Source organism: Streptomyces sp. NBC_00271 (assembly GCF_036178845.1).
Lineage (GTDB): Bacteria > Actinomycetota > Actinomycetes > Streptomycetales > Streptomycetaceae > Streptomyces.
The window spans coordinates 6,116,222-6,138,554 of sequence record NZ_CP108070.1; the positions used below are offsets into that span (position 1 = coordinate 6,116,222).

At 70.6% G+C, this 22,333-nt stretch carries 21 protein-coding genes; 17 read left to right on the top strand and 4 right to left on the bottom strand.

Annotation, left to right across the window (positions count from 1 at the left end; genetic code table 11):
* Positions 1-110 precede the first annotated feature (110 nt).
* From OG798_RS27920 to OG798_RS27930, 3 genes are all read left to right on the top strand, one after another.
* Positions 111-557: a nuclear transport factor 2 family protein gene (locus OG798_RS27920; protein WP_095853652.1), complete on the top strand. Its 447-nt coding sequence runs from the start codon at positions 111-113 to the stop codon at positions 555-557.
* Positions 554-1,864 (top strand): cation:proton antiporter, encoded by a 1,311-nt coding sequence (locus OG798_RS27925; protein ID WP_121415588.1) that lies wholly within the window; start codon positions 554-556, stop codon positions 1,862-1,864. The genes OG798_RS27920 and OG798_RS27925 overlap by 4 nt, the downstream gene beginning before the upstream one ends.
* 79 nt (positions 1,865-1,943) lie before the next feature.
* On the top strand, positions 1,944-2,468 hold the full coding sequence (locus tag OG798_RS27930) for a flavin reductase family protein (protein WP_225900379.1): 525 nt from the start codon (positions 1,944-1,946) through the stop codon (positions 2,466-2,468).
* Positions 2,469-2,482: 14 nt separating this feature from the next.
* Here the strand turns inward: OG798_RS27930 and OG798_RS27935 are convergent, their stop codons facing one another.
* Entirely contained in the window at positions 2,483-2,956 is a 474-nt protein-coding gene (locus tag OG798_RS27935; protein WP_121418401.1) for a winged helix-turn-helix transcriptional regulator, read from the bottom strand.
* A gap of 137 nt (positions 2,957-3,093) precedes the next feature.
* On the opposite strand from OG798_RS27935, the gene OG798_RS27940 reads away from it, so the two are divergent.
* The 5 genes from OG798_RS27940 (at position 3,094) to OG798_RS27960 (ending at position 10,288) form a co-directional block, all read left to right on the top strand.
* Positions 3,094-4,587: an MFS transporter gene (locus tag OG798_RS27940; RefSeq protein WP_095853650.1), complete on the top strand. Its 1,494-nt coding sequence runs from the start codon at positions 3,094-3,096 to the stop codon at positions 4,585-4,587.
* A gap of 47 nt (positions 4,588-4,634) precedes the next feature.
* A complete protein-coding gene (locus tag OG798_RS27945; RefSeq protein WP_095853649.1) occupies positions 4,635-5,030 on the top strand; it encodes a pyridoxamine 5'-phosphate oxidase family protein in 396 nt (131 codons plus the stop codon).
* Between the two features lie 235 nt (positions 5,031-5,265).
* Complete coding sequence (locus tag OG798_RS27950) at positions 5,266-6,741, top strand: FAD-dependent monooxygenase (RefSeq protein WP_095853648.1); 1,476 nt, start codon at positions 5,266-5,268, stop codon at positions 6,739-6,741.
* A gap of 110 nt (positions 6,742-6,851) precedes the next feature.
* A complete protein-coding gene (locus OG798_RS27955; RefSeq protein ID WP_095853647.1) occupies positions 6,852-8,552 on the top strand; it encodes an NAD(P)/FAD-dependent oxidoreductase in 1,701 nt (566 codons plus the stop codon).
* 224 nt (positions 8,553-8,776) lie between these two features.
* Positions 8,777-10,288: an FAD-binding oxidoreductase gene (locus tag OG798_RS27960; protein ID WP_328757872.1), complete on the top strand. Its 1,512-nt coding sequence runs from the start codon at positions 8,777-8,779 to the stop codon at positions 10,286-10,288.
* A 101-nt stretch (positions 10,289-10,389) separates the two neighbouring features.
* Here OG798_RS27960 and OG798_RS27965 read toward each other — a convergent pair whose 3' ends face one another.
* A complete protein-coding gene (locus OG798_RS27965; RefSeq protein WP_095853645.1) occupies positions 10,390-10,992 on the bottom strand; it encodes a TIGR03086 family metal-binding protein in 603 nt (200 codons plus the stop codon).
* Positions 10,993-11,140: 148 nt separating this feature from the next.
* Between OG798_RS27965 and OG798_RS27970 the strand changes: the two genes are divergently transcribed.
* Positions 11,141-12,175 carry a helix-turn-helix transcriptional regulator gene (locus OG798_RS27970; RefSeq protein WP_097225344.1) on the top strand — a complete coding sequence of 345 codons (1,035 nt, stop codon included), beginning with the start codon at positions 11,141-11,143 and terminating at the stop codon, positions 12,173-12,175.
* Between the two features lie 176 nt (positions 12,176-12,351).
* Positions 12,352-13,194 carry an NAD(P)H-binding protein gene (locus OG798_RS27975; protein WP_097225343.1) on the top strand — a complete coding sequence of 281 codons (843 nt, stop codon included), beginning with the start codon at positions 12,352-12,354 and terminating at the stop codon, positions 13,192-13,194.
* A gap of 232 nt (positions 13,195-13,426) precedes the next feature.
* Here the strand turns inward: OG798_RS27975 and OG798_RS27980 are convergent, their stop codons facing one another.
* Positions 13,427-14,080, bottom strand: coding sequence for an FMN-dependent NADH-azoreductase (locus tag OG798_RS27980; RefSeq protein ID WP_095853642.1), 654 nt, complete (start codon positions 14,078-14,080; stop codon positions 13,427-13,429).
* Positions 14,081-14,184: 104 nt separating this feature from the next.
* Between OG798_RS27980 and OG798_RS27985 the strand changes: the two genes are divergently transcribed.
* The 4 genes from OG798_RS27985 (at position 14,185) to OG798_RS28000 (ending at position 17,650) form a co-directional block, all read left to right on the top strand.
* Complete coding sequence (locus OG798_RS27985) at positions 14,185-14,556, top strand: winged helix-turn-helix transcriptional regulator (RefSeq protein WP_095853641.1); 372 nt, start codon at positions 14,185-14,187, stop codon at positions 14,554-14,556.
* Between the two features lie 136 nt (positions 14,557-14,692).
* Positions 14,693-16,213: a DUF2252 domain-containing protein gene (locus tag OG798_RS27990; RefSeq protein ID WP_097225342.1), complete on the top strand. Its 1,521-nt coding sequence runs from the start codon at positions 14,693-14,695 to the stop codon at positions 16,211-16,213.
* Between the two features lie 80 nt (positions 16,214-16,293).
* Positions 16,294-17,193, top strand: a complete 900-nt coding sequence (locus tag OG798_RS27995; protein ID WP_257039120.1) for a hypothetical protein — start codon at positions 16,294-16,296, stop codon at positions 17,191-17,193.
* Positions 17,194-17,320: 127 nt separating this feature from the next.
* Positions 17,321-17,650, top strand: coding sequence for a rhodanese-like domain-containing protein (locus OG798_RS28000; RefSeq protein ID WP_054237233.1), 330 nt, complete (start codon positions 17,321-17,323; stop codon positions 17,648-17,650).
* 177 nt (positions 17,651-17,827) lie between these two features.
* Here the strand turns inward: OG798_RS28000 and OG798_RS28005 are convergent, their stop codons facing one another.
* Positions 17,828-18,961 (bottom strand): acyl-CoA dehydrogenase family protein, encoded by a 1,134-nt coding sequence (locus OG798_RS28005; protein WP_095853638.1) that lies wholly within the window; start codon positions 18,959-18,961, stop codon positions 17,828-17,830.
* Between the two features lie 366 nt (positions 18,962-19,327).
* On the opposite strand from OG798_RS28005, the gene OG798_RS28010 reads away from it, so the two are divergent.
* From OG798_RS28010 to OG798_RS28020, 3 genes are read left to right on the top strand one after another with little or no spacing between them, the layout of a single operon-like run.
* Positions 19,328-20,251, top strand: a complete 924-nt coding sequence (locus tag OG798_RS28010) for a DUF5819 family protein (RefSeq protein ID WP_328757873.1) — start codon at positions 19,328-19,330, stop codon at positions 20,249-20,251.
* Entirely contained in the window at positions 20,248-21,477 is a 1,230-nt protein-coding gene (locus OG798_RS28015) for an HTTM domain-containing protein (RefSeq protein ID WP_328757874.1), read from the top strand. Before OG798_RS28010 ends, OG798_RS28015 begins: the two co-directional genes overlap by 4 nt.
* Complete coding sequence (locus tag OG798_RS28020; RefSeq protein WP_267062346.1) at positions 21,474-22,280, top strand: TrmH family RNA methyltransferase; 807 nt, start codon at positions 21,474-21,476, stop codon at positions 22,278-22,280. The genes OG798_RS28015 and OG798_RS28020 overlap by 4 nt, the downstream gene beginning before the upstream one ends.
* Positions 22,281-22,333 lie beyond the last annotated feature (53 nt).

Here is a 22,333-nt window from a genome sequence, read left to right on the forward strand (position 1 = left end):
GGCAGCGCTTTTGTCAATTGTTCGAGGGCGGTGTCAGATCTTTCTCAACTTCGTCAGGGCTGTGAAAAGCGGCCTTGGTTGCCGATTGGCGTGGGCGCCATGCTCGGGTAATGCAGTCAGGCCCGGAAGTATTAGAGATATCCACTCTCCTTGACCGGTACCTCATCGGTCTCGACGACGACGAACTCGACGACGCGTGGGCGCGGGGGCTCTTCACGAAGGACGCCTTGGTCGAGTTCCCCATGAGCCGGCACGAGGGCCTCGACGGACTCGCCGGCTACCACCGTGACGCGCTGGCGGCCTTCGCCGCCACCCAGCACCTCGGCTCGCCCGCGGTCGTCGACCTCGACGACGCCGGTGAACGGGCCGTGCTGCGCGCCAACCTCGTCTCGACGCATGTGCACCACCCCGACGCGGCGGACGGGCCCCTGTTCCAGGTCGGCACCCTCGCGACCGGCGAAGCCCGCCGCGCCGCGGAGGGCTGGCGGCTCTCCTCACTGACCTTCCGCGTGCTGTGGACCCGCGGCACCCCGCCCCGACCCCGGGAGCCCCAATGACGACGCTGGCGGCGGCCAGTCCCCAGGACATGAAACTCGCGATCATGCTTGCCGACATCGGCGTGGTGCTCGTGGCCGGCGCCGCACTCGGCCGGCTCGCGCAGAAGCTGCGTCAGCCGATGGTGGTCGGCGAGATCACCGCGGGCATCCTGCTCGGCCCGAGCGTCCTCGGCCTACTGCCGGGGAACCCCACCGAGCGTCTCTTCCCCGCCGACGTACGGCCGTTGCTGTCCGCGGTCTCCCAGGTCGGTCTGATCCTGTTCATGTTCGTGGTCGGCTGGGAGTTCGAGAAGCGCCTGATCAGGCCGCACGCCCGGCTCGCCGCGGGCGTCTCGCTCTCGTCGATCGCGATGGCCTTCGGCCTCGGGGTGGCGCTGGCCCCGTTCCTGTACGACGAGCACTCCACGGTGGCCGGACACCACATCTCCTTCGTCGCGTTCGCCACCTTCATCGGCACCGCGATGTCGGTGACCGCCTTCCCCGTGCTCGCGCGGATCCTCACCGAGAACAAGCTCCTGGACACCCGGGCCGGTTCGCTCTCGCTGGCCAGCGCCGCCATCGACGACCTGCTCGCCTGGTGCCTGCTGGCTTATGTCTCGGCCCTGGTCACGGCGAACGGGAACTACTCCGACCTCGCCCGCATCGGTTTCTACAGCGTGCTCTACGTGGCCGGGATGCTGCTGGTCGTACGCCCGCTGGTGGCCCGGCTGGTGTGGCGCTGGGCGGCCACCGAGCGCTGGTCGGCGCTGCTCGCGGTGTTGTGCGCGGGCGCCCTGACCTCGGCCTGGCTGACCACTTGGATCGGCATCCACGCCATCTTCGGGGCCTTCCTGTTCGGGTTCGTGATGCCCCGTGAGCCCGCCATGGTCCTCGCGGAGCATCTGCGCAAGCCCATGGATCACGTCAGCGTCGTGCTGCTTCCGGTCTTCTTCATCGTCACCGGGCTCGGCGTGGACCTCGGTGCGCTCACCGCCGGCGACGTCGTCGCGCTCGTCGCGATCATCGTCGTGGCCTGCACCGGCAAGCTGGTCGGCGCCATCCTTCCGGCGCGGCTGGCCGGGTTCTCCTGGCGTGAGTCGAAGGACCTGGGGCTGCTGATGAACACCCGGGGTCTGACCGAACTCATCATCCTCAACGCGGCCGTCAGCCTGGGCGTGCTCGACACCCGCATGTTCACGATGCTCGTGATCATGGCGCTGGTCACGACGGCGATGGCGGGTCCGCTGCTGTCCAGGCGTCGTCCGGCGCCGGCTGTCGTGCCCGAGCCGTCCGAGCCGTCCGAGACCCCGGCTTCACGCGCGGCCTGATCAGGAACGCCCCCGGCACCCCCGTAACTCCGTAACCGCGTAACTCCGTAACCCCGTACCCGAGAACGAGAGGGCTGTCGTGATCCCCGTTTCGCAAGCCATCCCCGAGCAGCTCGGTCCGGTCGACGGCCGCGCGCTGCGCACCGTGTGCGGACACTTCGCCACCGGTGTCACGGTCATCACCTCGGGCAGCGGCGACAACGCCACGGGCGCCACGGTGAACTCCTTCACCTCGGTCTCCCTGGACCCGGCGCTGGTGCTCATCTGCCTGCACGACAACTCCCGGCTGCTGCCCGTGGTCCAGGAGTCCGGCGGCTTCGTCGTGAACTTCCTGACGCAGCGACAGGAGCCCGTGGCCTGGGCGTTCGCCGGTCGGCGGACGGCCCGGATCGAGGAGGTGCCGCACCACAGGTCTGTCCTCGACCTGCCGGTGCTCAGCGAGGCACTCGCGCATCTGGAGTGCCGGCTGGTCACCGAGTACGACGGCGGCGACCACACCATCCTGCTGGGCGAGGTCGTCGGTCTGCGCGCGCCCTCCGAAGCCGAACAGGAGGACCCGCTGATCTTCTTCCAGGGCTCCATGCGGACACCGGCATGGAGCTGAAGGACCTACCAGGTTCAGTGGCGGGCCGCGGCCTGCTCCTCCGCCTCGTCGAACGCCTGCCGCGCCTGCTCCACGAGCGGCAGGTGGCCGGTCGACCAGTCGAAGAGCGAGGCGAACAGGGGGGCCAGGGTCCGTCCCAGATCGCTGATCTCGTACTCCACCCGGGGCGGCACCTCCGGGTAGTACGTGCGGATCACCAGCCCGTCCCGCTCCAGCTGACGCAGCCGCTGCGTCAGCACCTTCGGCGTGATGGTGCCGATGTTGCGGTGCAGTTCCACGAAGCGCTGGGTGCCGAAGGCGTTCAGCGTCCACAGGATCGGCGTGGTCCAGCGGCTGAACACGATGTCGAGGACCGGGGCGATCGGGCACCTCTGCGGGGTGCCGGCGGCGGCCGCGTGCGCGGCTTCGGGGCTGGTCACGACCGGCGTGCCGGTCGCGTCGGCGGCGCCGCTCGCGGCCGTACGGCCCTGCGTGGCTGTGTCCTTCATTCCGACCATCACCTTCCGGGAAGTCACTTTCCTCTAGGTACCTACTATACCCAGGATGCTAGCTTCCAAGAAGCCAGCAAAGCCAGTACCTCCCTGTACGTCCCCGTCCGAGAATCCTCATGCTCCTAGGGAGTGACATGTCCATCCAAGAGTCCACCCACAGCCCCGCCAAGGCGGCGGGCGAGTCCGGGCCGGTCCGCCGCCCCGGCCTCATCCTGGCCTTCCTCTGCCTGGCCGGCTTCATGACCTTCCTCGACGTGTCGATCGTGAACGTCGCCCTGCCGACCATTGAGGACGAGCTCAACATCTCCACCACCGCTCTCCAGTACGTGGTCACGACCTACGGCATGCTCCTCGGCGGCTTCCTGCTGCTGACCGGCCGGCTCGCCGACACCCTCGGCCGCCGCCGGATGCTGCAGACCGGTCTGCTCCTGTTCGCCGGTTCCTCTCTGCTCGCCGGTGTCTCGCAGAACGCCGCGATGCTGATCGGCGCCCGCGGTGCCCAGGGCCTGGGGGCCGCGTTCATCGCCACCGCCGCGCTGAGCCTGCTGACCAACAACTTCGAAGAGGGCGCGGCCCGCAACAAGGCGCTCGGTGCCTGGGGCGCGCTCAGCGGTCTCGCCGCCGTCGCCGGTGTCACCCTCGGCGGTCTGCTCACCGATGGGCCCGGCTGGCGCTGGATCTTCTTCATCAACGTCCCGATCGGCGTCATCGGCGCCCTGGTCGCCCCGATGGTCGTCGGCGAGAGCCGCTCCGCCCAGCGCACCAAGTCCTTCGACGTCGCCGGTGCGGTCACCCTCACCGCCGGCCTGGTCCTGCTGATCTTCACCCTCGGTCAGACCGTCTCCGACTCCGACGTCCCGACCGGCCGGGTCGTCGGCGGGTTCATCCTCTCCGCGATCCTGCTCGTCTCCTTCATCGTCATCGAGCGCCGCGCCAAGGAGCCGCTGATGCCGCTCGGCATCTTCCGCCGCCCCTCGCTGCGCGCCGCCAACGGCATCGCCATCCTGCTGCTCGGCACCTGCGTCACCCTGTTCTTCTTCGCCAGCCTCTTCATGCAGCAGGTCCTGGACTACTCGGCCGTCAAGACCGGCTTCGCGTACGTGCCGCTCGCGGTGCTCACCGCCGTCGGCGCCGGCGTCGCCTCCCAGGTCGTCACCAAGGTCGCCGCCAAGCCCGTCCTGCTGGTCGGCCTCGCGCTCGCCGCGACCGGCATGATGCTGCTGTGGCGTGCCCCGTCCGACGCCTCCTACCTGACGGACGTACTGCCCGCCTTCGTCCTGATGGGCCTCGGCCTCGGAATGTCCTTCGTCCCGCTGCAGGTCTCCGCGTTCGCGGGGATCGAGGAGCGCGAGTCGGGTCTGGCCGCCGGTCTCATCAACACCGCCCAGGAAGTCGGCGGCGCGCTCGGCCTCGCGGTCGCGGCGACCTACGCCTTCCGCCGGGTCGACGAGCTGACGGCCAAGGCCCACGGTGTTCCCGCCCTGGTCCAGGAGGCCCGTACGACCGTCTTCCACGACGCGTTCCTCGTGGGCGCCTGCTTCGCCGCGGCCGCCTTCGTGGTGACCCTGGTGCTGCTGCCCTTCACCAAGTCCTCCGAGCAGTCCGCGGCCGTCCCCGCGCACGCCTGACGGCAGACCAGAGACCGAAGTCGGACGACGGAAGAACGGACCCGGCCATGTCCCAACCCCTGCCCCTGTCCGCCGCGGCGGAGGAGTTCCTCGCCGAGAATGCCCTGTGCACCCTCACCACCCTTCGCCCGGACGGCACGCCGCACGTCGCGCCCGTACGGTTCACCTGGGACGGTGAGGCGGGCCTGGCCCGGGTGATGACCACGGTGCACCGCCGCAAGTCCCGCAATCTGTTAGCCAGGGCCGGTGGCCGGGCCGCCGTGTGCCAGCTGGTCGGCCCCCGCTGGATCACCCTGGAGGGCCCGGCCACCGTCTCCACCGACCCGCCCCGGGTGGTGGAGGGGATGCGCCGCTACGCCAAGCGGTACTGGTCCCAGCCGCCGCAGCCCCCGGGCCTCGCGGTCATCGAGATCGCGGTCGACCGCGTGATGGGCCTGTACTGAACGGCCCGTACCGAACTCCCGGAGCACATACGGGTCGAGAGGGTGCCGGAAGACGCTTCCGGCACCCTCTCGCATGCTCCGCCTGTACCTGCCCGGTACTCGCCACCCGGTACCACGCAGTAGCTGCAGGGCCTCTGACGAACTTGTCAGAACTTGTCAGAGTTCTGTATCGACGGCCATTCAGCTTCCCGGGAGCCCTCGGAATACTGGAGAAAACGCCAGCGGGAGAGGGAATATGGACGCCTTCAATGCCGATGTGATCGTTGCCGGAGCGGGGCCCTCGGGTCTCATGCTCGCGGGAGAACTGCGCCTCTCGGGTCTCTCGGTCATCGTGCTCGACCGGCTGGAACAGCCGATGCAGCAGTCCCGTGCGCTGGGATTCTCCGCCCGTACGATCGAGGAATTCGGCCAGCGCGGCCTTCTCGAGGATTTCGGTCCGCTGGAGACCATACCCGGCGGCCATTTCGGTGGACTCCCCATCGACTACCGCATTGTCGAGGGCGGCAATTTCGGTGTCCGCGGTGTTCCGCAGTCGCGCACCGAGGCCATCATCAACAAGTGGGCCGTGGGTCTGGGCGCCGACGTCCGCCGGGGCCACGAGGTCATCGGCCTGACGCAGGACGAGAACGGGGTCCAGGTCGAGGTCGCGGGCCCGGAGGGCGTCGAGACGCTGCGCGCCGCGTACGTCGTCGGCTGTGACGGCGCCCGCTCCACCGTCCGCCACCTGGCCGGGATCGACTTCCCCGGCGTCAGCGCCACCATCGAGATGAAGATGGCGGACGTCGCCGGAGTCCAGCTGCGGCTGCGCCCCACCGGTGAGGTCGGCGAGGCCGGCATGGTCGTGGTCCTGCCGCTCGGCCCGGGCGCCACCCGCGTGGTGGTCTTCGAGCGCGGCGCCGGTGTCCGACCCACCCAGGAGCCGCCCACCTTCGAGGAGGTGGCCGCCGCCTTCCAGCGGGTGACCGGCGAGGACATCAGCGGTGCCAAGCAGCTGTGGACCAGCTACTTCACCGACGCCAGCCGGCACGCCGCCGAGTACCGCAAGGGCCGGGTCTTCCTCGCGGGCGACGCCGCCCACATCCACCTGCCGATCGGCGCCCAGGGCATCAGCGCGGGCGTCGGCGACGTGGTCAACCTCGGCTGGAAGCTCGCCGCCGCGGTCAAGGGGCACGCCCCGGAGGGCCTGCTCGACACCTACCACTCCGAGCGCCACCCGGTCGGCGCCCGCATCGTCTACAACACCCTGGTCCAGCGCACCCTCTACCTCGGCGGTCCCGAGGCCCAGCCGCTGCGCGACCTGTTCGCGGAACTGGTCCAGATCGAGGACGTACGACGTCACCTCGTCGGCCTGGTCACCGGCCTGGACATCACCTACAGCGCCGTCGAGGGCGGTCACCCGCTGCTCGGCCGCCGGCTGCCCGACCAGGAACTGCTGGTCGGCGACGAGAAGACCACCACGTACGAGCTGCTGCACCAGGGCCGCCCGGTCCTCCTCGACCTGCACGACAACGCGGCGCTGCGCGAGGCCGCGGCCGCCTGGTCCGACCGTGTCGACGTCGTCACGGCCACCCGGCCCGACGCCGCCGCCCCGGCCGCCGACCTCCTCGTACGCCCCGACGGCTACATCGCCTGGGTCGGCACCGACGGTTCCACGGACGGCCTGACCGACGCGCTCGCCCAGTGGTTCGGCGAGCCCGGCACCGCCGCCTGAAGCCCCCGGTCGACCAGACCTGTTGATCCGACCTGTTGATCCGAATCCCTCCAGTAGGACGCGCGCCACCCATCCGACCCGTCCGTGAAACGAGAAAGAGGAGTGCGGTCTTGCCCACCAAGGCTGAGGAAGCGAAGAAGGCCGACAAGGCCGCCGAGTGGACCGAATGCGACGTAGCCATCCTCGGGTCGGGCCTCGCGGGCTCGATCATGGGAGCGATCCTGGCCCGTCAGGGCGCGAACGTGGTGCTCATCGACGCAGGTCAGCACCCCAGGTTCGCCGTCGGCGAGTCCCAGAACCCGCAGCTCGTCGAGTGGCTGCACATTCTGGCCGTGCGCTACGACGTGCCCGAGATCAAGCACATGCTGGACGTGAAGGCGGTCACCGAGCACATCGGCCCGACGCACGGCCGCAAGCAGAGCTTCGGCTTCGTCACGCACCGGCCGAACCGCGAGCCGGACCCGCACGAGGCGACGATGTTCGTCATCCCGAAGATGCTCACCGAGGCGGTGCACCTCTTCCGGCAGGACACGGACTCGCACTACCTGAACGTCGCCGCCAAGTACGGCTGCACGCTCCGCCAGAACTGGTTCGCCACCGACCTCGACGTCGACGACGACGGTGTCACCATCACCGGCAGGAACGGCGAGGTCTTCCGAGCCAAGTACCTGATCGACGCGAGTGGTTTCCGCTCCCCGCTCGCGCAGAAGTTCGACCTGCGCGAGAACCCGCCCCGGCACAAGCACCACGCGCGCTCACTGTTCACGCACTACGTCGGCATCAAGCCGTACGACGACGTGTGCAACTACCCGGAAGCGCTGCGCCCGCCCACCGAGTCGCCCTTCCACGGCGGCACCCTGCACCACCTCATCGAACGGGGCTGGTTCTGGATCATCCCGTTCGACAACTACAAGGACTCCAAGAACCCGGCCTGCAGTGTCGGCCTGACCTTCGACGAGCGGCTGTACCCCAAGCCGAAGGACATGACGCCGGACGAGGAGTTCAACCACTACCTCGACATGTACCCGGCGGTGAAGCGGCAGTTCGAGGGCGCCAAGCGGATCCGCGAGTGGGTCTCCACCGACCGCCTCCAGTACTCCTCCAAGCGCACCATAGGCGCCCGCTGGTGCCTGATGTCGCACGCGGCCGGTTTCATCGACCCGCTGTACTCGCGCGGCCTGTCCAACACCTTCGAGGTCGTCGACGCCCTCGCCTACCGGATCCTGGACGCCCTGCGCGAGAACGACTTCACCGAGGAGCGCTTCGAGTACGTGGAGCGCCTGGAGCAGGGGCTCCTGGAGTACAACGACAAGATCGTCAACAGCTCCTACATCGCCTTCAGCCACTTCCGGCTGTGGAACGCGGTGTTCCGGGTGTGGGCGTGCTTCACCACGCCGGCCACCATGCGCCAGATCATGGCGCGCCAGAACTTCCAGCTCGACGGTGACGACCGGCACTTCAAGGAGATGGAGAAGGCGCCCTACACCGGCCTGTGGTGGCCGGACAGCCACGCCTTCAAGGTCCTCTTCGACACCACCGCCGAGACCTGCGAGCGGTACGAGGCGGGCGAGATCGACGGTGACAAGGCCGCGGACATCGTCTTCGAGGCGATCCGCGACTGCGAGTCCGTCAACACGCCCTTCGGCTGGAAGGGCCCCGAGGACCTCCGGTTCTTCCGGGCCACCACCCCCACGATGATGAAGTTCATGTGGTGGGCCAGCACCTCCGGCCCCAAGGAGATGCGCGACCTCGGCCGATCGATGCTGGCCGGCGTCGTCAAGCAGGGGGTGCGCGGCCGCAAGGTGTCCTGACCCCGGCCCCTCTCGAGGCCTCATCGCGAGGCACCGCTTCGAAGGCCCGGCCTCCCGGGCCCGTCTCCCGGGCCCGCCTTCACAGAGCCACTTTCCCCCCGGTTCCGGCGCCGGGCCCACCTTCCCCCCGTGGGCCCGGCGCCGGCCCCCTTGCTCCTCTCTGCACGTCTCCCCCTCACTGATTTCCACCTACATCCACCGTTTCCTAGAACCTTGGGACATCCGTGATCACTCGTAGAGCACTGATCGGTGCGGGAACCGCCGCCGTCGGCCTGGCCGTCCTGCCCAACAGCCCCGTCTCCGCAGGCTCCTCCGCCCCCTGGAGCACCCTCGCCGGCAAGCTCCAGGGACAGCTGGTGCTGCCCACCGACTCCAGCTACGGCGTGGCCAAGCAGCTGGAACTCGGCCAGTTCGACTCGGTCAATCCGCGGGCCGTCGCGTACTGCGTCAGCTCCTCCGACGTCTCCGTCGCGCTGCGCTTCGCCCAGGACAACGGACTCCCGTCCGCCGTCCGCAGCGGCGGCCACAGCTTCGCGGGCTACTCGACCACGCCCGGCCTGATCATCGACGTGTCGCGGCTCAACGCGATCACCGTCGGCAACGGGACCGTCGACATCGGCCCCGGCGCCAAGAACGTCGAGATACTCAACGCGCTCGCCCCGCACGCCCTGGTGGTCAGCGAGGGCGGCTGCCCCACCGTGTCGGCCGGCGGCTTCCTCCAGGGCGGCGGATTCGGCTTCCTGACCCGCCCGACCGGCATGGCCTGCGACGCGATCACCTCGGCCGAGGTGGTCCTCGCCGACGGCTGCGTGGTCACCGCCTCGCCGACCAGCCACCCCGACCTCTTCTGGGCGATCCGCGGCGGCGGTGGCGGCAACTTCGGTGTCGTCACCCGCTTCACGGTCACCCCGCACGAGGGCGACCAGATGGCCATCAGCAACCTGATCTTCCCGTACGACCGCGCGGCCGAGGTGCTGCACGGCGTGGGCCAGTGGCTGGTGGACGCCCCCCGCACCATCGGCGGCGGCGCCTACCTCGTCCAGGCCGACGCGGCGCCCGGCACCGTACCGGCGCTCAACGTTTTCCTCGCCTCCCGCGGCACCCCGGCCGAACTGGCCTCGGAGGCGGCGCGGCTGCTGTCGCTGACCGGTGCGGTGACGGCCCGCCAGGACGCGGTCATGACGTACCAGCAGGTCATGATGATGATCTTCGGTTGCAGCACCCTGACCCAGGACCAGTGCCAGCGCGCCGGGAAGTCGCCGAGCGGGGTGCTCACCCGGCCGGCCTTCGGTCTGGAGCGGACCCGGCTGGGCAGCGCGCCCTACGCGCAGAGCGACTGGGCGAGCGTGGTGACGGCCTTCGACGCCGACCGCAAGGCCGGGCAGGCCCGGTACCTCGACTTCCACTTCTTCGGGGGCGCGGCCAACGACCCGGCCCGCACCGACACGGCGTACGTGCACCGTGACTCGCTCTTCTCCGTCAACTACCGGGTCCTGATCAACGACCCGGCCCAGGTCACCGCCGAGGCCACGGCCGTCGCCACGAGCTGGGTGGACCACGGGTTCGACACCATCGACCCGCTGTCCAACGGCGAGACGTACCAGAACTGGATGGACGCGGAGCTGCCGAACTGGCGGCAGTCGTACTACGCCGAGAACTACGCGCGGCTGAAGGTCGTGAAGGCGAAGTACGACCCGTACCGCTACTTCAAGTTCGCCCAGGGCATCGGAGCCTGACGCTTCGTGATCCCGGACATTTCTTGAACCCGAACAGAGGGAAAGGCCGCCGGATCGGTCTCCGGCGGCCCGCCCGCTCGATCGTCTGCCGCGTCGCCCCGTCAGGGACGACGTCCGTACCAGCCCACCAGCTTGTCGATGTCGGGAGCGTCCTCGTGCACCTCCACCACCGGACCGAACGGCACCTGGCCGCCGCGGGGCTCCGCGGGCACGGCCCGGTGCATGTTGGCCAGCGGCGCGGCGAGCATCTCCGGGTCCCACTCGGGGCTCTGACCGGTCGCCTTCGCCAGGTCCCAGGCGTGCAGCACGAACTCGTTGGTGTAGATCACCGAGGCGACCACCCCGGGAACCGGGCCCCAGGGCAGACCGATCTGGCGGCCCAGTACGGCCGGGTCCGACCACACCGCGTCGAACTCCTTCGTCGCCTCCGCCCAGGCCTTCGCCCAGTCGCCGTCGGGGACGTCCTGGGCGAAGTGCGGAACGCTCATGAAGGAGCCGCCCGCGCCCATGACGGCGACCCGGCGCAGCACGGACACCACGTGGTTGGCCATGTCACGGACCGAGTAGTCGGGACACGGGGTGACGGTGTCGTACTGCTCGGGGCGCAGCGCGGCGAGCGTACGTCCGGTGAGCTCGACGGCCTTGAACAGGCCGCCACGGGGGTCGGCGGGCGGGTTGGCGGGGGAATTGGTGCTGTCAGCCATGTCTTGAGTCATGTCTTCATCGTCGAGGTCAAACAGGTCATCTTGTGGCCTATTTCTAAAGCCTCATCAGATCTTGCTGAAAATAGATGTATTGGCTCGAAGTATCTCAAAATCTCAGATCTCAACGTCTCGGAGAGGGCCGGTTGTTGTGAAGGCTGACCGTCTGGTGGCGACCCTGCTGCTGCTCCAGGCGCGCGGGCGGGTGACCGTGCGCGAGGTGGCCCAGGAGCTGGAGGTGTCGGAGCGCACCGCGCGCCGCGACCTGGAGGCTCTCACCACCGCCGGTGTCCCCGTCTACTCGCAGCGCGGCCGGGGCGGTGGCTGGAGTCTGGTCGGCGGCGCCCGCACCGATCTGACCGGTTTCACCTCGCGGGAGATCGGGGCGTTGTTCCTGGCCGCGGGCCCCTTGTCGGCCTCGCCCGAACTGCGTGCCGCGTTACGGAAGTTGATGCGGGCGGTGCCCGCGCCCATGCGGCCGCACGCCGAGGCGGCCGCCAAGGCCATCCTCATCGACGGTGTCGACTGGTCGCGCACGGCGGGTGGCGGCGGCCCCCACCAGCACACTCTGGAGCGGGCGGTGCTCGACGGCGAACAGGTCCGGCTCGGCTACGCCCCTCCCGACCGGGCTCCCGGCGAGCGCACGGTGCACCCGCTCGGCCTGGTCTCGAAGGCCGGCCGCTGGTACCTCGTCGCCGGTACCGAGGAGGGGCTGCGCACCTTCCGGCTCGGCCGGGTCACCTCCGCGACCAGGACCGGTGAGCCGGTGCGGCGCCCGGAGAATTTCGATCTCGCCGCCGCCTGGCGGGAGTTGGCCGCCGAGGTGGAACAGCGGCTGACCGCGGCGACCGTGCGGGCGCGGGCCGACCGCGACGCCCTGCCGGTGCTGCGGCAACTGCTGGGCGGTCGGCTGCGGACGGGCGAGGCCCAGATCGACGGCCGGGTCGAGTTCACGGCCGACGGTCCTTCGGTCGAGGTGCTCGCCGCGCAACTGGCCGGTCTCGGCAGCCGCGTCGAGGTGCTCGATCCTCCGGAGGCGCGGGAGTCGCTCGTACGTCTGGGCCGCTCGCTCACCGCGGTGTACGGCGGGCGCGGGGAAGAGGCTCGCTTGGATAGCCACTTTCCTCTAGGTACCTACTATACGGAGGATGTTAGCGTCCCTGTCATGGCCGCCAACCACGGATGACCGGCGGATTTCCCCACCCCGATCCCCACCCCGATCCCCACCCCGATCCCCACGCCGACCCCCACCCCGACCCCCACCCCCCACCCCCACCCCGCTCTCCACTCCCCTCCCCACACCGATGCAACTGATGACTGCTGATTACTGGTTCGGATTAACGCACTAGGGAGTTTTTTCTGATGATTGTCGTCACTGGAGCCACCGGAAATGTCGGACGTCCGCTGATCGAGGCGCTCGCCGAGGCGGGGGAGCAGGTCGTGGCGGTCTCGCGCCGCCCGCTGCCGTCCCCGACGGACGGTGTCCGCCACGCCCAGGCCGACCTCGGCAGCGCCGAGAGCATGCGGCCGGTCCTCGAAGGCGCCGACGCCTTCTTCATCCTGCTCGCCGGCGAACTGCTCGGTTACGGCGAGGCCGCGACCGACCTGCTGGCCGTCGCCAGGGACGCCGGCGTCAAGCGGGTCGTCCTGCTCTCCTCGCAGATCAACGCCACCCGCCCCGACTCCGCCTCGCACGGCAGGCTGCGCGAGTTCGAGGAGGCGGTACGCGGCTCGGGCCTCGACTTCACGATCCTGCGCGCGGGCGGATTCGCCTCCAACGCCTTCGCCTGGGCCGAGTCGGTCCGCGCCGACCGCACGGTCTTCGCCCCGTTCGGTGACGTGGCCCTGCCGGTCGTCGACCCCGCGGACATCGCCGCGGTCGCCGCGGTCGTCCTGCGCGAGGACGGTCATGCCGGTCGTACGTACGAGGTCACCGGCCCCGAAGCGGTCAGCCCGCGTGCGCAGGCCGAGGTGATCGCCGAGGCCATCGGTGAGGAAGTGACCTTCGTGGAACTGACCCGCGAGGCCGCCCACACCCACATGGCCCAGTTCATGCCGGAGGACGTCATCCCCGGCACCCTGGACATCCTCGGCGCCCCGCTCCCCGCCGAACAGCGGGTCAGTCCCGATGTGGAGAAGGTCCTGGGCCGCCCGGCCGCCCCCTTCTCCGGCTGGGTGAGCCGCAGCCTCCCGGCGTTCAAGTAGCGGGCTCGGCCCACTCGGCCACTCGGCCCGTTCGTCCCCCGGTACCGCCGCCGGATGCCCGCTGTGATCCATCCCCCGCGGCAGTGGGCATTCGGCGGCCCATGCAGCACAACAGTTCGCATGGGCCCTCGGCCCGTGCGACGCGACGGCCCCGCAGGTCACGAACCTGCGGGGCCGTCGCCTCATGGGGGGTGTACCGAGGCAGGGGCTCATTCGCCCGCCCCCGGAGGGGCTAGGCGGCGAAGCGCTCGGCGAACTCCTTGGCCTTCGTGACCGCCTCGTCGACGGCCTTGGCGCGGGAGGCCTCGTACATCGGGATCAGGTCGGCCATCGCCGGGTTGTGCGGCGCCATCGTGAGCTCCGGGACGATGACGTGGACGTCCAGGGCGAGGGTGTCGCGCAGGACCGCCTCCAGGTAGTTCTGGACGTACTCGTAACCCTCGCGCGGGGTGCCCGGAGCGTAGGAGCCGCCGCGGCTGGCGACGACCGTGACCGGGGTGCCCTTGATCTTCGAGTCCTCGCTCATGGCGGTACGGCCGATGAGGATCACCTGGTCCAGCCACGCCTTGAGGGTCGAGGGGATCGTGAAGTTGTACATGGGCGCGCCGATCAGGATCGCGTCCGCCTGCTCCAGCTCCTCTATGAACGTCAGGCGCTCGGCGAAGGCCGCGGCCTGCTCGGGGGTGTGCGCGTCCGCGGGGGCGAAACCGGCGGTGTGGGCGTCGGCCGTGATGTGCGGGACCGGGTTCACGGCGAGGTCGCGGTAGATCACGGTGCCCTGCGGGTGCTGCTCCTCCCAGGCCTTGCGGAACGCGTCCGTGACCGTGCGGGAGGCGGAGGCTGCGCCCGGGAAAACGGACGAGTCGACGTGCAGGAGGGTGGCCATGGGGAATCTCCAGAAGAAGGGGGCGAACTTTTCGTACTGGACTAGAGATAACACAGCTACTTACTTTTTTTCATCCCCCTACGGGAACACAGTACCCTGGACCCATGCCAGAGCCGGGGACTCACGACGCAGGGCCGTGCCAGAGGGTCGACGACGGCATGGCCCGCGTCTTCCAACTGCTCGGGAAGCGCTGGACCGGCCTGGTCGTGGCCGTGTTGCTGCCGCACCCCGCGCACTTCGCCGACCTGCGCAGAGCGATCCCCGGCATCAGCGAGCGGATGCTCTCCGACCGCCTCACGGAACTCGGCGCGGCGGGGCTGGTCGTCCGCGAGGTCGACGAGGGCCCTCCGCTGCGGGTCGTGTACGGCCTGACGGAGGCGGGCGCCGCACTGCAGCCCGCGCTCCTGGAACTCGGAACCTGGGCGGAGAAGCACCTGCCGGGGAGCCCGCCGTGCCCGGGCGAACTCCGCAAGTGACCCTGGACCGGGGCTGATTCACAGGATCCGGGTTTTCCACAGGCTGGGAGTTGTCCACAGGGTCTGACGCGTTTCAGCCACCGGCGGTACGGTCATCACGAGTTGATGTTCGTGCGTGACGGGGGAGGCAATCGGTATGACGGATCTTGGTGCAGCGGATCGGGCGCAGCAGGACCAGCGGAGCCGGCCGGGCGGGCAGGGCCATCAGGACGGACAGGGCCGGCAGGGCGAGGAAAGCCGCCGGAGCGAACAGGGTCGGCAGGCGTCCAGGGTCTCCGGGGTCTTCGACGTGCGGGGATTCGCGGGCCGGCCCGTGCAGGCCGCACCCAAGGAAGAGGGCAAGGCGCTGCGCCGACGGGTGCCGCGCGGCGTGCACGCGGAGCTGACCTTCGACGCCGGCCGGCCGGACGCGGTGACCGCCGTCGAGGAGTCCAACCGCGGCCGGATCCCGGAGCTCACTCCGATACGGGTCGGTAGGATGGCCGCCACCCCCTTCGCCTTCCTGCGCGGTTCGGCCGGCCTCATGGCCTACGACCTCGCGCGCACCCCCGCGACCGGCATCGCCGCCCAGATCTGCGGCGACGCCCACGCGGCCAACTTCGGCCTGTACGGAGACGCGCGCGGCGGCCTGGTCATCGATCTGAACGACTTCGACGAGACGGCACACGGCCCCTGGGAGTGGGACCTCAAGCGCCTCGCCACCTCGCTCGTGCTCGCGGGCCGGGAGGCGGGCGCGGACGAGGACACCTGCCGCAAGGCCGCCCACGACGCGGTCGGTGCCTACCGACGCACGCAGCGGCTGCTCGCGAAGCTCCCGGTGCTGGACGCGTGGAACGCCATCGCGGACGAGGAACTCGTCTCCCACGCCGACGCCCACGACCTGCTCGGCACCCTGGAGCGGGTCATGGAGAAGGCGCGGGCCAACACCAGCGGACGGTTCGCGGCCAAGTCGACCAAGCCGACGGAGGACGGCAGCCACCGCTTCGTGGACGCGCCTCCGGTGCTGCGCCGGGTACCCGACGCGGAGGCCGCGGCGGTCGCGGCCTCGCTGGAGCACTACCTGACCACCGTCTCCGAGGACCGCCTCCCCCTCCTCGCCCGGTACGCGGTGCACGACGTCGCCTTCCGCGTCGTCGGCACCGGCAGCGTCGGCACCCGCTCCTACGTCGTGCTGCTCCTCGACCACCGCGGCGAACCCCTGGTCCTCCAGGTGAAGGAGGCCCGTGCCTCGGCGCTGCTCCCGCACCTGGCGACGGCCGGCCACGCCATACCGGAGGTGCCGCACGAGGGCCGCCGGGTCGTCCTCGGCCAGAAGCGCATGCAGGTCGTCAGCGACATCCTGCTCGGCTGGACCACCGTCGAGGGCCGCCCCTTCCAGGTACGCCAGTTCCGCAACCGCAAGGGCAGCGTCGACCCCGCCGCCCTCGCCGCCGACCAGGTCGACGACTACGCCCGTATGACCGGCGCCCTTCTCGCGCGCGCCCACACCCACACCGCCGACCCCCGCCTCATCGCCGGGTACTGCGGGAAGAGCGAGGAGTTGGACGAGTCCATCGCCTCGTTCGCCGTGGCCTACGCCGACCGTACGGAGGCGGACCACGCGGAGCTGGTCGCGGCGGTCAGGGAGGGGCGGCTGGCGGCGGAGCTCGGGGTGTGAGCCACAAGAGGGACACCGCCGCACCGCCCCGGCCGGGGGAAGGCCGCGAGTCGTGCGGGGCCGTGGCCTAGTCTGGTCGGGTGACGACCCCGGAAGCCGAGCACAGCGAGTCCGACCGTACCCAGGCCGAGGATGCCCGGCCCCAGGGCGCCGGGGATGCGGATGCCCACGACGAGTCCGCCCCGGAGGCGGCGCCCGAGGCGCAGGCGCGGCCCGAGGAGCGGCTGGAGCGGGCCGTGCGGGCGGCCGAGCAGGCGTTGATCGAGTTCGAGATCGCCGTGGAGACCTTCCGCGTCGAGGTCGAGAACTTCTCGCGTCTGCACCACCAGAAGCTCGGCCCGATGTACTCGCGGCTCGACGAGCTGGACGCGCAGATCGCCGAGGCGGTCGCCGCGCGCACCGGGGACGTGGAGGACATACGCAAGGCGGACGAGGCGCGGGCGCGGGTCATGCCGATGCCCGGGGTCGAGGAGCTCTTCCACGGCTGGATGGACTCCGAGGGTCTGTTCCCCGAGGCGGTGGCGATGCTGACGGACCAGCCCGTACGCCCCCCGCAGCGCGTACGCCCCAGCGACGAGGCCCGTCAGCTCTACCGTGAGCTGGTCCGCAAGGCCCACCCCGACCTGGCACAGGACGATGCCGAGCGCAGGCGGCGCGACGAGTTCATCGCCCGGGTCAACGCCGCGTACAGCCGTGGCGACGAGCCCCTCCTGCGGGAGCTGTCCGAGGAGTGGGCGGCGGGCCCGGTGCCCGAGGAGTGGAAGCCGAGTCGCAGCGAGGAGCTCTACGCCCGCCTCGAGTGGCTCGCCCAGCGCAAGGAACTGCTGACCCTGGTCGCCCACGAGCTGGAGGAGAGCGCCATCGGCGCCATGCTCAAAATGGCTCCGGAGGACCCGGACCAGCTCCTGGACGAGATCGCCGAGCAGCTGCTGGCCCAGGTCGACGAGCGCGAGAAGGAGCTGGCCCGGCTGGTCGGCTAGGGCCTGTCAGGCGGATCAGGTCGCAGGAAACGGGCGGTGCCTCATCGACGCCGGTCAGCGGGGCTTGGGGGGCTTTGGGTCGACTGCGCGGTCGGGTAGCGTCGGGGGCATGAGTTTTGGATCTGGTGTGCCCACGGTCGAGGTCGGGGATCTCGCGGACGGAGACTTCCTGCTGGACGTCCGGGAGGACGACGAGTGGCAGGCGGGCCATGCCGCGGGGGCGCTGCACATCCCCATCAGTGAGTTCGTCGCACGCTACGGCGAGCTGACCGAGGCGGCGCCGCAGGACGGCAGGGTCCATGTGATCTGCCGCTCCGGGGGCCGTTCGGCGCAGGTCACGATGTACCTGGTCCAGCAGGGCATCGACGCCGTGAACGTCGACGGTGGCATGCAGGTCTGGGCCGCCGCCGGCCGCCCGGTCGTGGACGACAAGGGCACCCCCGGCTTCGTGCTGTAGCCACCGGCAGGGCATCCCCGGCTTCGTGCGGTAGCCACCGGCGAGGGTTCACGCCCGCGCTCGCACCCGCGCCCGCATCCGCCGAGCGGCGTTCATCACCGCTGCCCGGGGCTTGCCCACGCCTGGAGAGGCGAGGACTCGCCTGGAGAGGCGAGGGCGTGCCGTGGGCGTGGGCGTTCAGCCCAGGGGATGGGCCGCGAGCAGATCCCCCAGTGCCTCCTCGTGCGCCGCCGCCGGTCCGAGCGACAGCTCAAGCTGCTTGGCCCAGGCGTGGTACCGGTGCAGCGGGTAGTCGACGTCGGCGCCGAACCCCCCGTGCAGATGCTGCGCGGTCTGCACGACCCGCCGCACCCCTTCCGACGCCCAGATCTTGGCGACGGCCACGTCCCCGGACGCCGGAAGCGCACCCCCCGCCCCCGTACTGATCCGCCACGCGGCCTGCCACAGCGTCGCCTCCATCGCCCGCAGGTCGATATAGCGGTCGGCGGCCTGCACGGCGACGGCCTGGAACGTGGCGACCGGGAACCCGAACTGCTCCCGCTTGCCCGTGTACGCGCTCGTCATCGCGAGCACCCGCTCACCGAGCCCGAGCGCCAGCGCGCACGTCCCGGTGGCCAACAGCTCCCGCAGCCACTCCCACGCCCCGTCGGCGTCGATGACATCCCGGGCGGTGATCCGCGCGGACTCCAGACGCAGCTCACCGAGCCGTTCCCCGGTCGTGGAGATCTGCTCGCCGAGGACGACGCCTTCATGAACCCGGGGTACCAGCGCGAGGACGGTCCGGCCGCCGCCCGTGTGCGCGGGTACGACGGTGAAGTCGGCGTACTCCGCCCACGGAACCGCCGTCTGTACCCCGTCCAGCACCCACGCGTCACCGTCCCGTCGTGCGGTCACGGCGAGTTCGGCCGGGTCGTGCCCGGTCCGCCCGTTCGCCGCGACGGTCAGCACGACCTCGCCCCGGCCCGCCCGCGCGAGCAGCTCCGCCTTCAACTCCTCGCCGCCGTACGCCTGTACGGCCACCGCCGCCGCGCTGCTCTCCAGCAACGGCACCCGCGCCAGCACCTTCGCCGCCTCGCGCAGCACCAGACACAGCGCGATCGCGTCCAGGCCCGCCCCGCCGTACTCTGCGGCGAGCAACAGACTCAACAGATCCGCGTCGGCGAGCTTCGTCCACAGCACCCGGTCGAAGTCGTCGGCGACGGCGCCCGCGGTGATCGCGGGGCTGGGCACTCCGTCCGGCGCGACCCCGCCGAACACCGCCTTCGCCGCCTCGACCGCCGCCTGCTGCTCCTCGGTGAAGGTGAAGTCCACGTCCCTGTCCTCCCACGCACCGATCCACCGACCCGGCGGACACCGGATCTGACGGAGCGTCAAGATAGAACAGGTTCTACAAGAAGGGAACGGTGCGGTCGTGGAAGGCCCGACACCTCGACAGACCGAACGTTCGGTATTTATCGCCGCATGGCGGGACGGGCGGCCGTAGGGTGTCCACCGCTGTGGATAACCTCAGGGTCGCTGTTGTGTCGCTGTTGTGCCCGCTGTGCCGAATGGGGCTGTGCCGGGCGGTCCGGCCTGAGTACCGTTCCCGTGCGCACGCCGCGGTGTGGTGCGCGCGGGCGCCACGGCGCAGCGCGGTCCGGCGGCAGGAATCGGACCGGGATCGGGAATCGGGGCGGAATGGACGCGTACGACGAGGGCTCGAGGGCCCGGCATCTGCCGGACGGCCCTGACGGCTCCCTGCCCGAGGGCCCCGCCTCGGCCGGTCCCACCCCCGACAGCACCCCCTCCACCGACCAGGAATCCATCGGCCAGGAATCCACCGGCCAGGAATCCGCTCCCCAGCAACCCGCTTCCCAGGCACCCACCGCTCAGGCACCCGACGCCCTGGCACCCGACCCCCAGGCACCCACCGCCGATCCCCCCGTCCCCACCCCTACCCCCACCGGCATAGCCTCCCTCCCCCTCCGCTCCCAGGTTGTCGCCGCCCTCGCCCTCGCGGTCGTCGCGGTTGTCGCCTGTGTGCACCTCGGCATGGTGTTCCTGCACGTCGCACCCTCGAACACGGTCACCAAGCAGCACGGCCGGGCGATCGACGACTGGATCTACCCGGAGTTCGAGCAGAACTGGAAGCTCTTCGCCCCCAACCCGCTGCAGCAGAACATCGACGTCCAGGTCCGTGCGCAGGTCCGCGGCGCGGACGGTGGCATCACCGAGACCGGCTGGTACGACCTGTCCGCGCTGGACGGCGCGGCGATCGACGGCAATCTGCTGCCGAGCCACACCCAGCAGAACGAACTGCGCCGGGCCTGGGACTTCTACATCGGCACGCACGACAACGAGAACCGCCCGGTGGGCCTGCGCGGCGACCTCTCCCAGCGCTATCTGCGCCGGATCGTCGTGCTGCGTCTCGACCGCGAGGGGGCCGGCGGCAAGGGCGCCGTCGTCGAAGGCGTCCAGGTCCGTTCCCGTACCACCAACGTGCCGCCCCCGAAATGGAGCGAGGAGAAGGTGTCCGACACGCCCGTCCTGCGCGAGCTGCCCTGGTGGACCGTGCCCGAGGAGGACGTCACGGACGCGCGGACGGAGGCGAGCGCCGGATGAACCGCATCGCAGTGTCGCTCTCGCGCGCTATCGCCCGGGTCACCGACGCCGCCCTCGGCCCGTACCAGACGGCCGTGATCCGCATCGGCTTCGCCGCCACCTGGCTGCTGTTCCTGCTGCGCGAGTTCCCGCACCGCCAGGAGATGTACGGCCCCGACGGACCGTGGAAGTGGGACCTCGCCCAGCGGCTCGTCGCGGACAACCACGCCTTCACGATCCTGATGTGGTCCGACAGCCAGGTGTGGTTCGAGACCGTCTACGCCCTCGCCGTCCTCTCCGCTCTCCTGCTGCTGGTGGGCTGGCGGACCCGCACGATGTCCGTGCTGTTCATGGTCGGCGTGCTCTCGCTGCAGAACCGCAGCATCTTCATGGGGGACGGCGGCGACAACGTCATCCACCTCATGGCGATCTATCTGGTGTTCACGCGCTGTGGACAGGTGTGGTCGCTGGACGCCCGGCGGGCCCGGCTCGCGCGGGAGGCTCGCGCGCGGGGGGACCTTCCGCGGGCCGGGGCCCAGGACCGGGTCGGTCTCGTCCTGTGGGCGGCGCTCGGCCTGCTGCTGGCCGCGGCGACGGGCGCGGGGCGGCTCAGCCCCGGCTGGTTGATGATCTTCTGGGGGCTGTGGGCGGTCCAGGCGCTGTGGTGGGCCGTCGGCCGCCTGGCGCGCACCGCGGAGCCTCGGATCCTGCTCGACGTCATCGCCAACGCCGTGCACAACGCGGCCCTGCTCGTGATCATGGCCGAGGCGTGTCTGATCTACGCGACCGCCGGCTGGTACAAGATCCAGGGCTCGCGCTGGCAGGACGGCACGGCCGTCTACTACCCGCTCCACCTGGACTACTTCTCCCCGTGGCCCGCCCTGTCCGACCTGCTGGCCTCACACGGCACGATCGTGATGCTGGTGACCTACGGGACGGTCGCCGTGCAGGTCGCCTTCCCCTTCACCCTGATCAACCGGCGCGTCAAGAACGTCCTGCTGGCCGCCATGATGACCGAGCACGCCGTGATCGCCGTGGTCCTCGGGCTGCCGTTCTTCTCGCTCGCGATGATCGCCGCCGACGCGGTGTTCCTGCCGACGTCGTTCCTGCGGCGCCTCGGCGGATGGGCGGCACGCGCGCGGGGACGACTGTTCCCGCCCGGCGCCCGCAAGCTGCCGGGCCAGCGCGCTCAGGGGCCGCGCACCTCGGAGCCGGCCGAGGACCCGCACGTAGGCTTCACCGCATGAAGGACCCCGCAAGCGACCCCACGGACCGTGTGCAGGACCCGGTGGGCGACCGCCGGCAGGACCACGACCCCGTGAGCGCCTGGCACCGCCTCGCCGACACCTGCGTCCTGCTCGACGGCTTCCACGCCCTCAAGCACGCCGTGCGCTTCCGGGCCGAGGTCCTGGTGGCGGTCACCAGCGACCGGCAGGCGGCGCTCGCCCTCACCGACGAGCTGGCCCCGGACGTACGCGACAACCTGGACGCCCTCTTGGTGGAGGTCCCGGAGGCCACGTACCGCTCCCTCGTCCCGCGTCCGCACCCGACCGCGGTGGCCGCGCTGGCGGTACGTCCCTCCCGCGAGGCCAATCTGCGGGCGCTGGCCCGCACGCCCCGCACCGCCCCCGTGGTCGTCCTCGACCATCCGCGCAACCTCGGCAACGCCGGCGCCGTGATCCGCCTGGCGGCCGGCTTCGGCGCGACCGGCGTCGTCACCACGGGCACCCTCGACCCCTGGCACCCCACGGTGGTGCGGGGCGGGGCGGGCCTGCACTTCGCGACCGCCGTGGAGCGGCTGACGGTGGCCGAGCTGCCGTCCGGGCCGGTGTTCGCCCTCGACCCGGACGGCGAGGACATCCGGGGACTCAAGCTCCCGGACGACGCCGTGCTCGCCTTCGGCTCCGAGCGCAGCGGCCTTTCCACCGACCTACGCGCGCGTGCCGACCACTTGGTGTCACTCCCGATGCGCCCCCAGGTCTCCAGCTACAACCTGGCGACGAGCGTGGCCATGACCCTGTTCCACTGGAGCGCCCCACAAGGGGGCTAGGGGTGGGCTAGGGGGTGTCCGGCGGATCACGCCGCAGGCGCGAGGCCTGGGAC

What these genes read in the sequence shown, in the direction of transcription:
- OG798_RS27975 (WP_097225343.1), top strand. Translation starts at nt 12,352, where the DNA reads ATGATTGTCGTCACTGGAGCCACCGGAAATGTCGGACGTCCGCTGATC.
- OG798_RS27980 (WP_095853642.1), bottom strand. Translation starts at nt 14,080, where the DNA reads ATGGCCACCCTCCTGCACGTCGACTCGTCCGTTTTCCCGGGCGCAGCC.
- OG798_RS27925 (WP_121415588.1), top strand. Translation starts at nt 554, where the DNA reads ATGACGACGCTGGCGGCGGCCAGTCCCCAGGACATGAAACTCGCGATC.
- OG798_RS27965 (WP_095853645.1), bottom strand. Translation starts at nt 10,992, where the DNA reads ATGGCTGACAGCACCAATTCCCCCGCCAACCCGCCCGCCGACCCCCGT.
- OG798_RS28010 (WP_328757873.1), top strand. Translation starts at nt 19,328, where the DNA reads ATGGACGCGTACGACGAGGGCTCGAGGGCCCGGCATCTGCCGGACGGC.
- OG798_RS27935 (WP_121418401.1), bottom strand. Translation starts at nt 2,956, where the DNA reads ATGAAGGACACAGCCACGCAGGGCCGTACGGCCGCGAGCGGCGCCGCC.
- OG798_RS28020 (WP_267062346.1), top strand. Translation starts at nt 21,474, where the DNA reads ATGAAGGACCCCGCAAGCGACCCCACGGACCGTGTGCAGGACCCGGTG.
- OG798_RS27945 (WP_095853649.1), top strand. Translation starts at nt 4,635, where the DNA reads ATGTCCCAACCCCTGCCCCTGTCCGCCGCGGCGGAGGAGTTCCTCGCC.
- OG798_RS27920 (WP_095853652.1), top strand. Translation starts at nt 111, where the DNA reads ATGCAGTCAGGCCCGGAAGTATTAGAGATATCCACTCTCCTTGACCGG.
- OG798_RS27940 (WP_095853650.1), top strand. Translation starts at nt 3,094, where the DNA reads ATGTCCATCCAAGAGTCCACCCACAGCCCCGCCAAGGCGGCGGGCGAG.
- OG798_RS27950 (WP_095853648.1), top strand. Translation starts at nt 5,266, where the DNA reads ATGGACGCCTTCAATGCCGATGTGATCGTTGCCGGAGCGGGGCCCTCG.
- OG798_RS27990 (WP_097225342.1), top strand. Translation starts at nt 14,693, where the DNA reads ATGACGGATCTTGGTGCAGCGGATCGGGCGCAGCAGGACCAGCGGAGC.
- OG798_RS28015 (WP_328757874.1), top strand. Translation starts at nt 20,248, where the DNA reads ATGAACCGCATCGCAGTGTCGCTCTCGCGCGCTATCGCCCGGGTCACC.
- OG798_RS27985 (WP_095853641.1), top strand. Translation starts at nt 14,185, where the DNA reads ATGCCAGAGCCGGGGACTCACGACGCAGGGCCGTGCCAGAGGGTCGAC.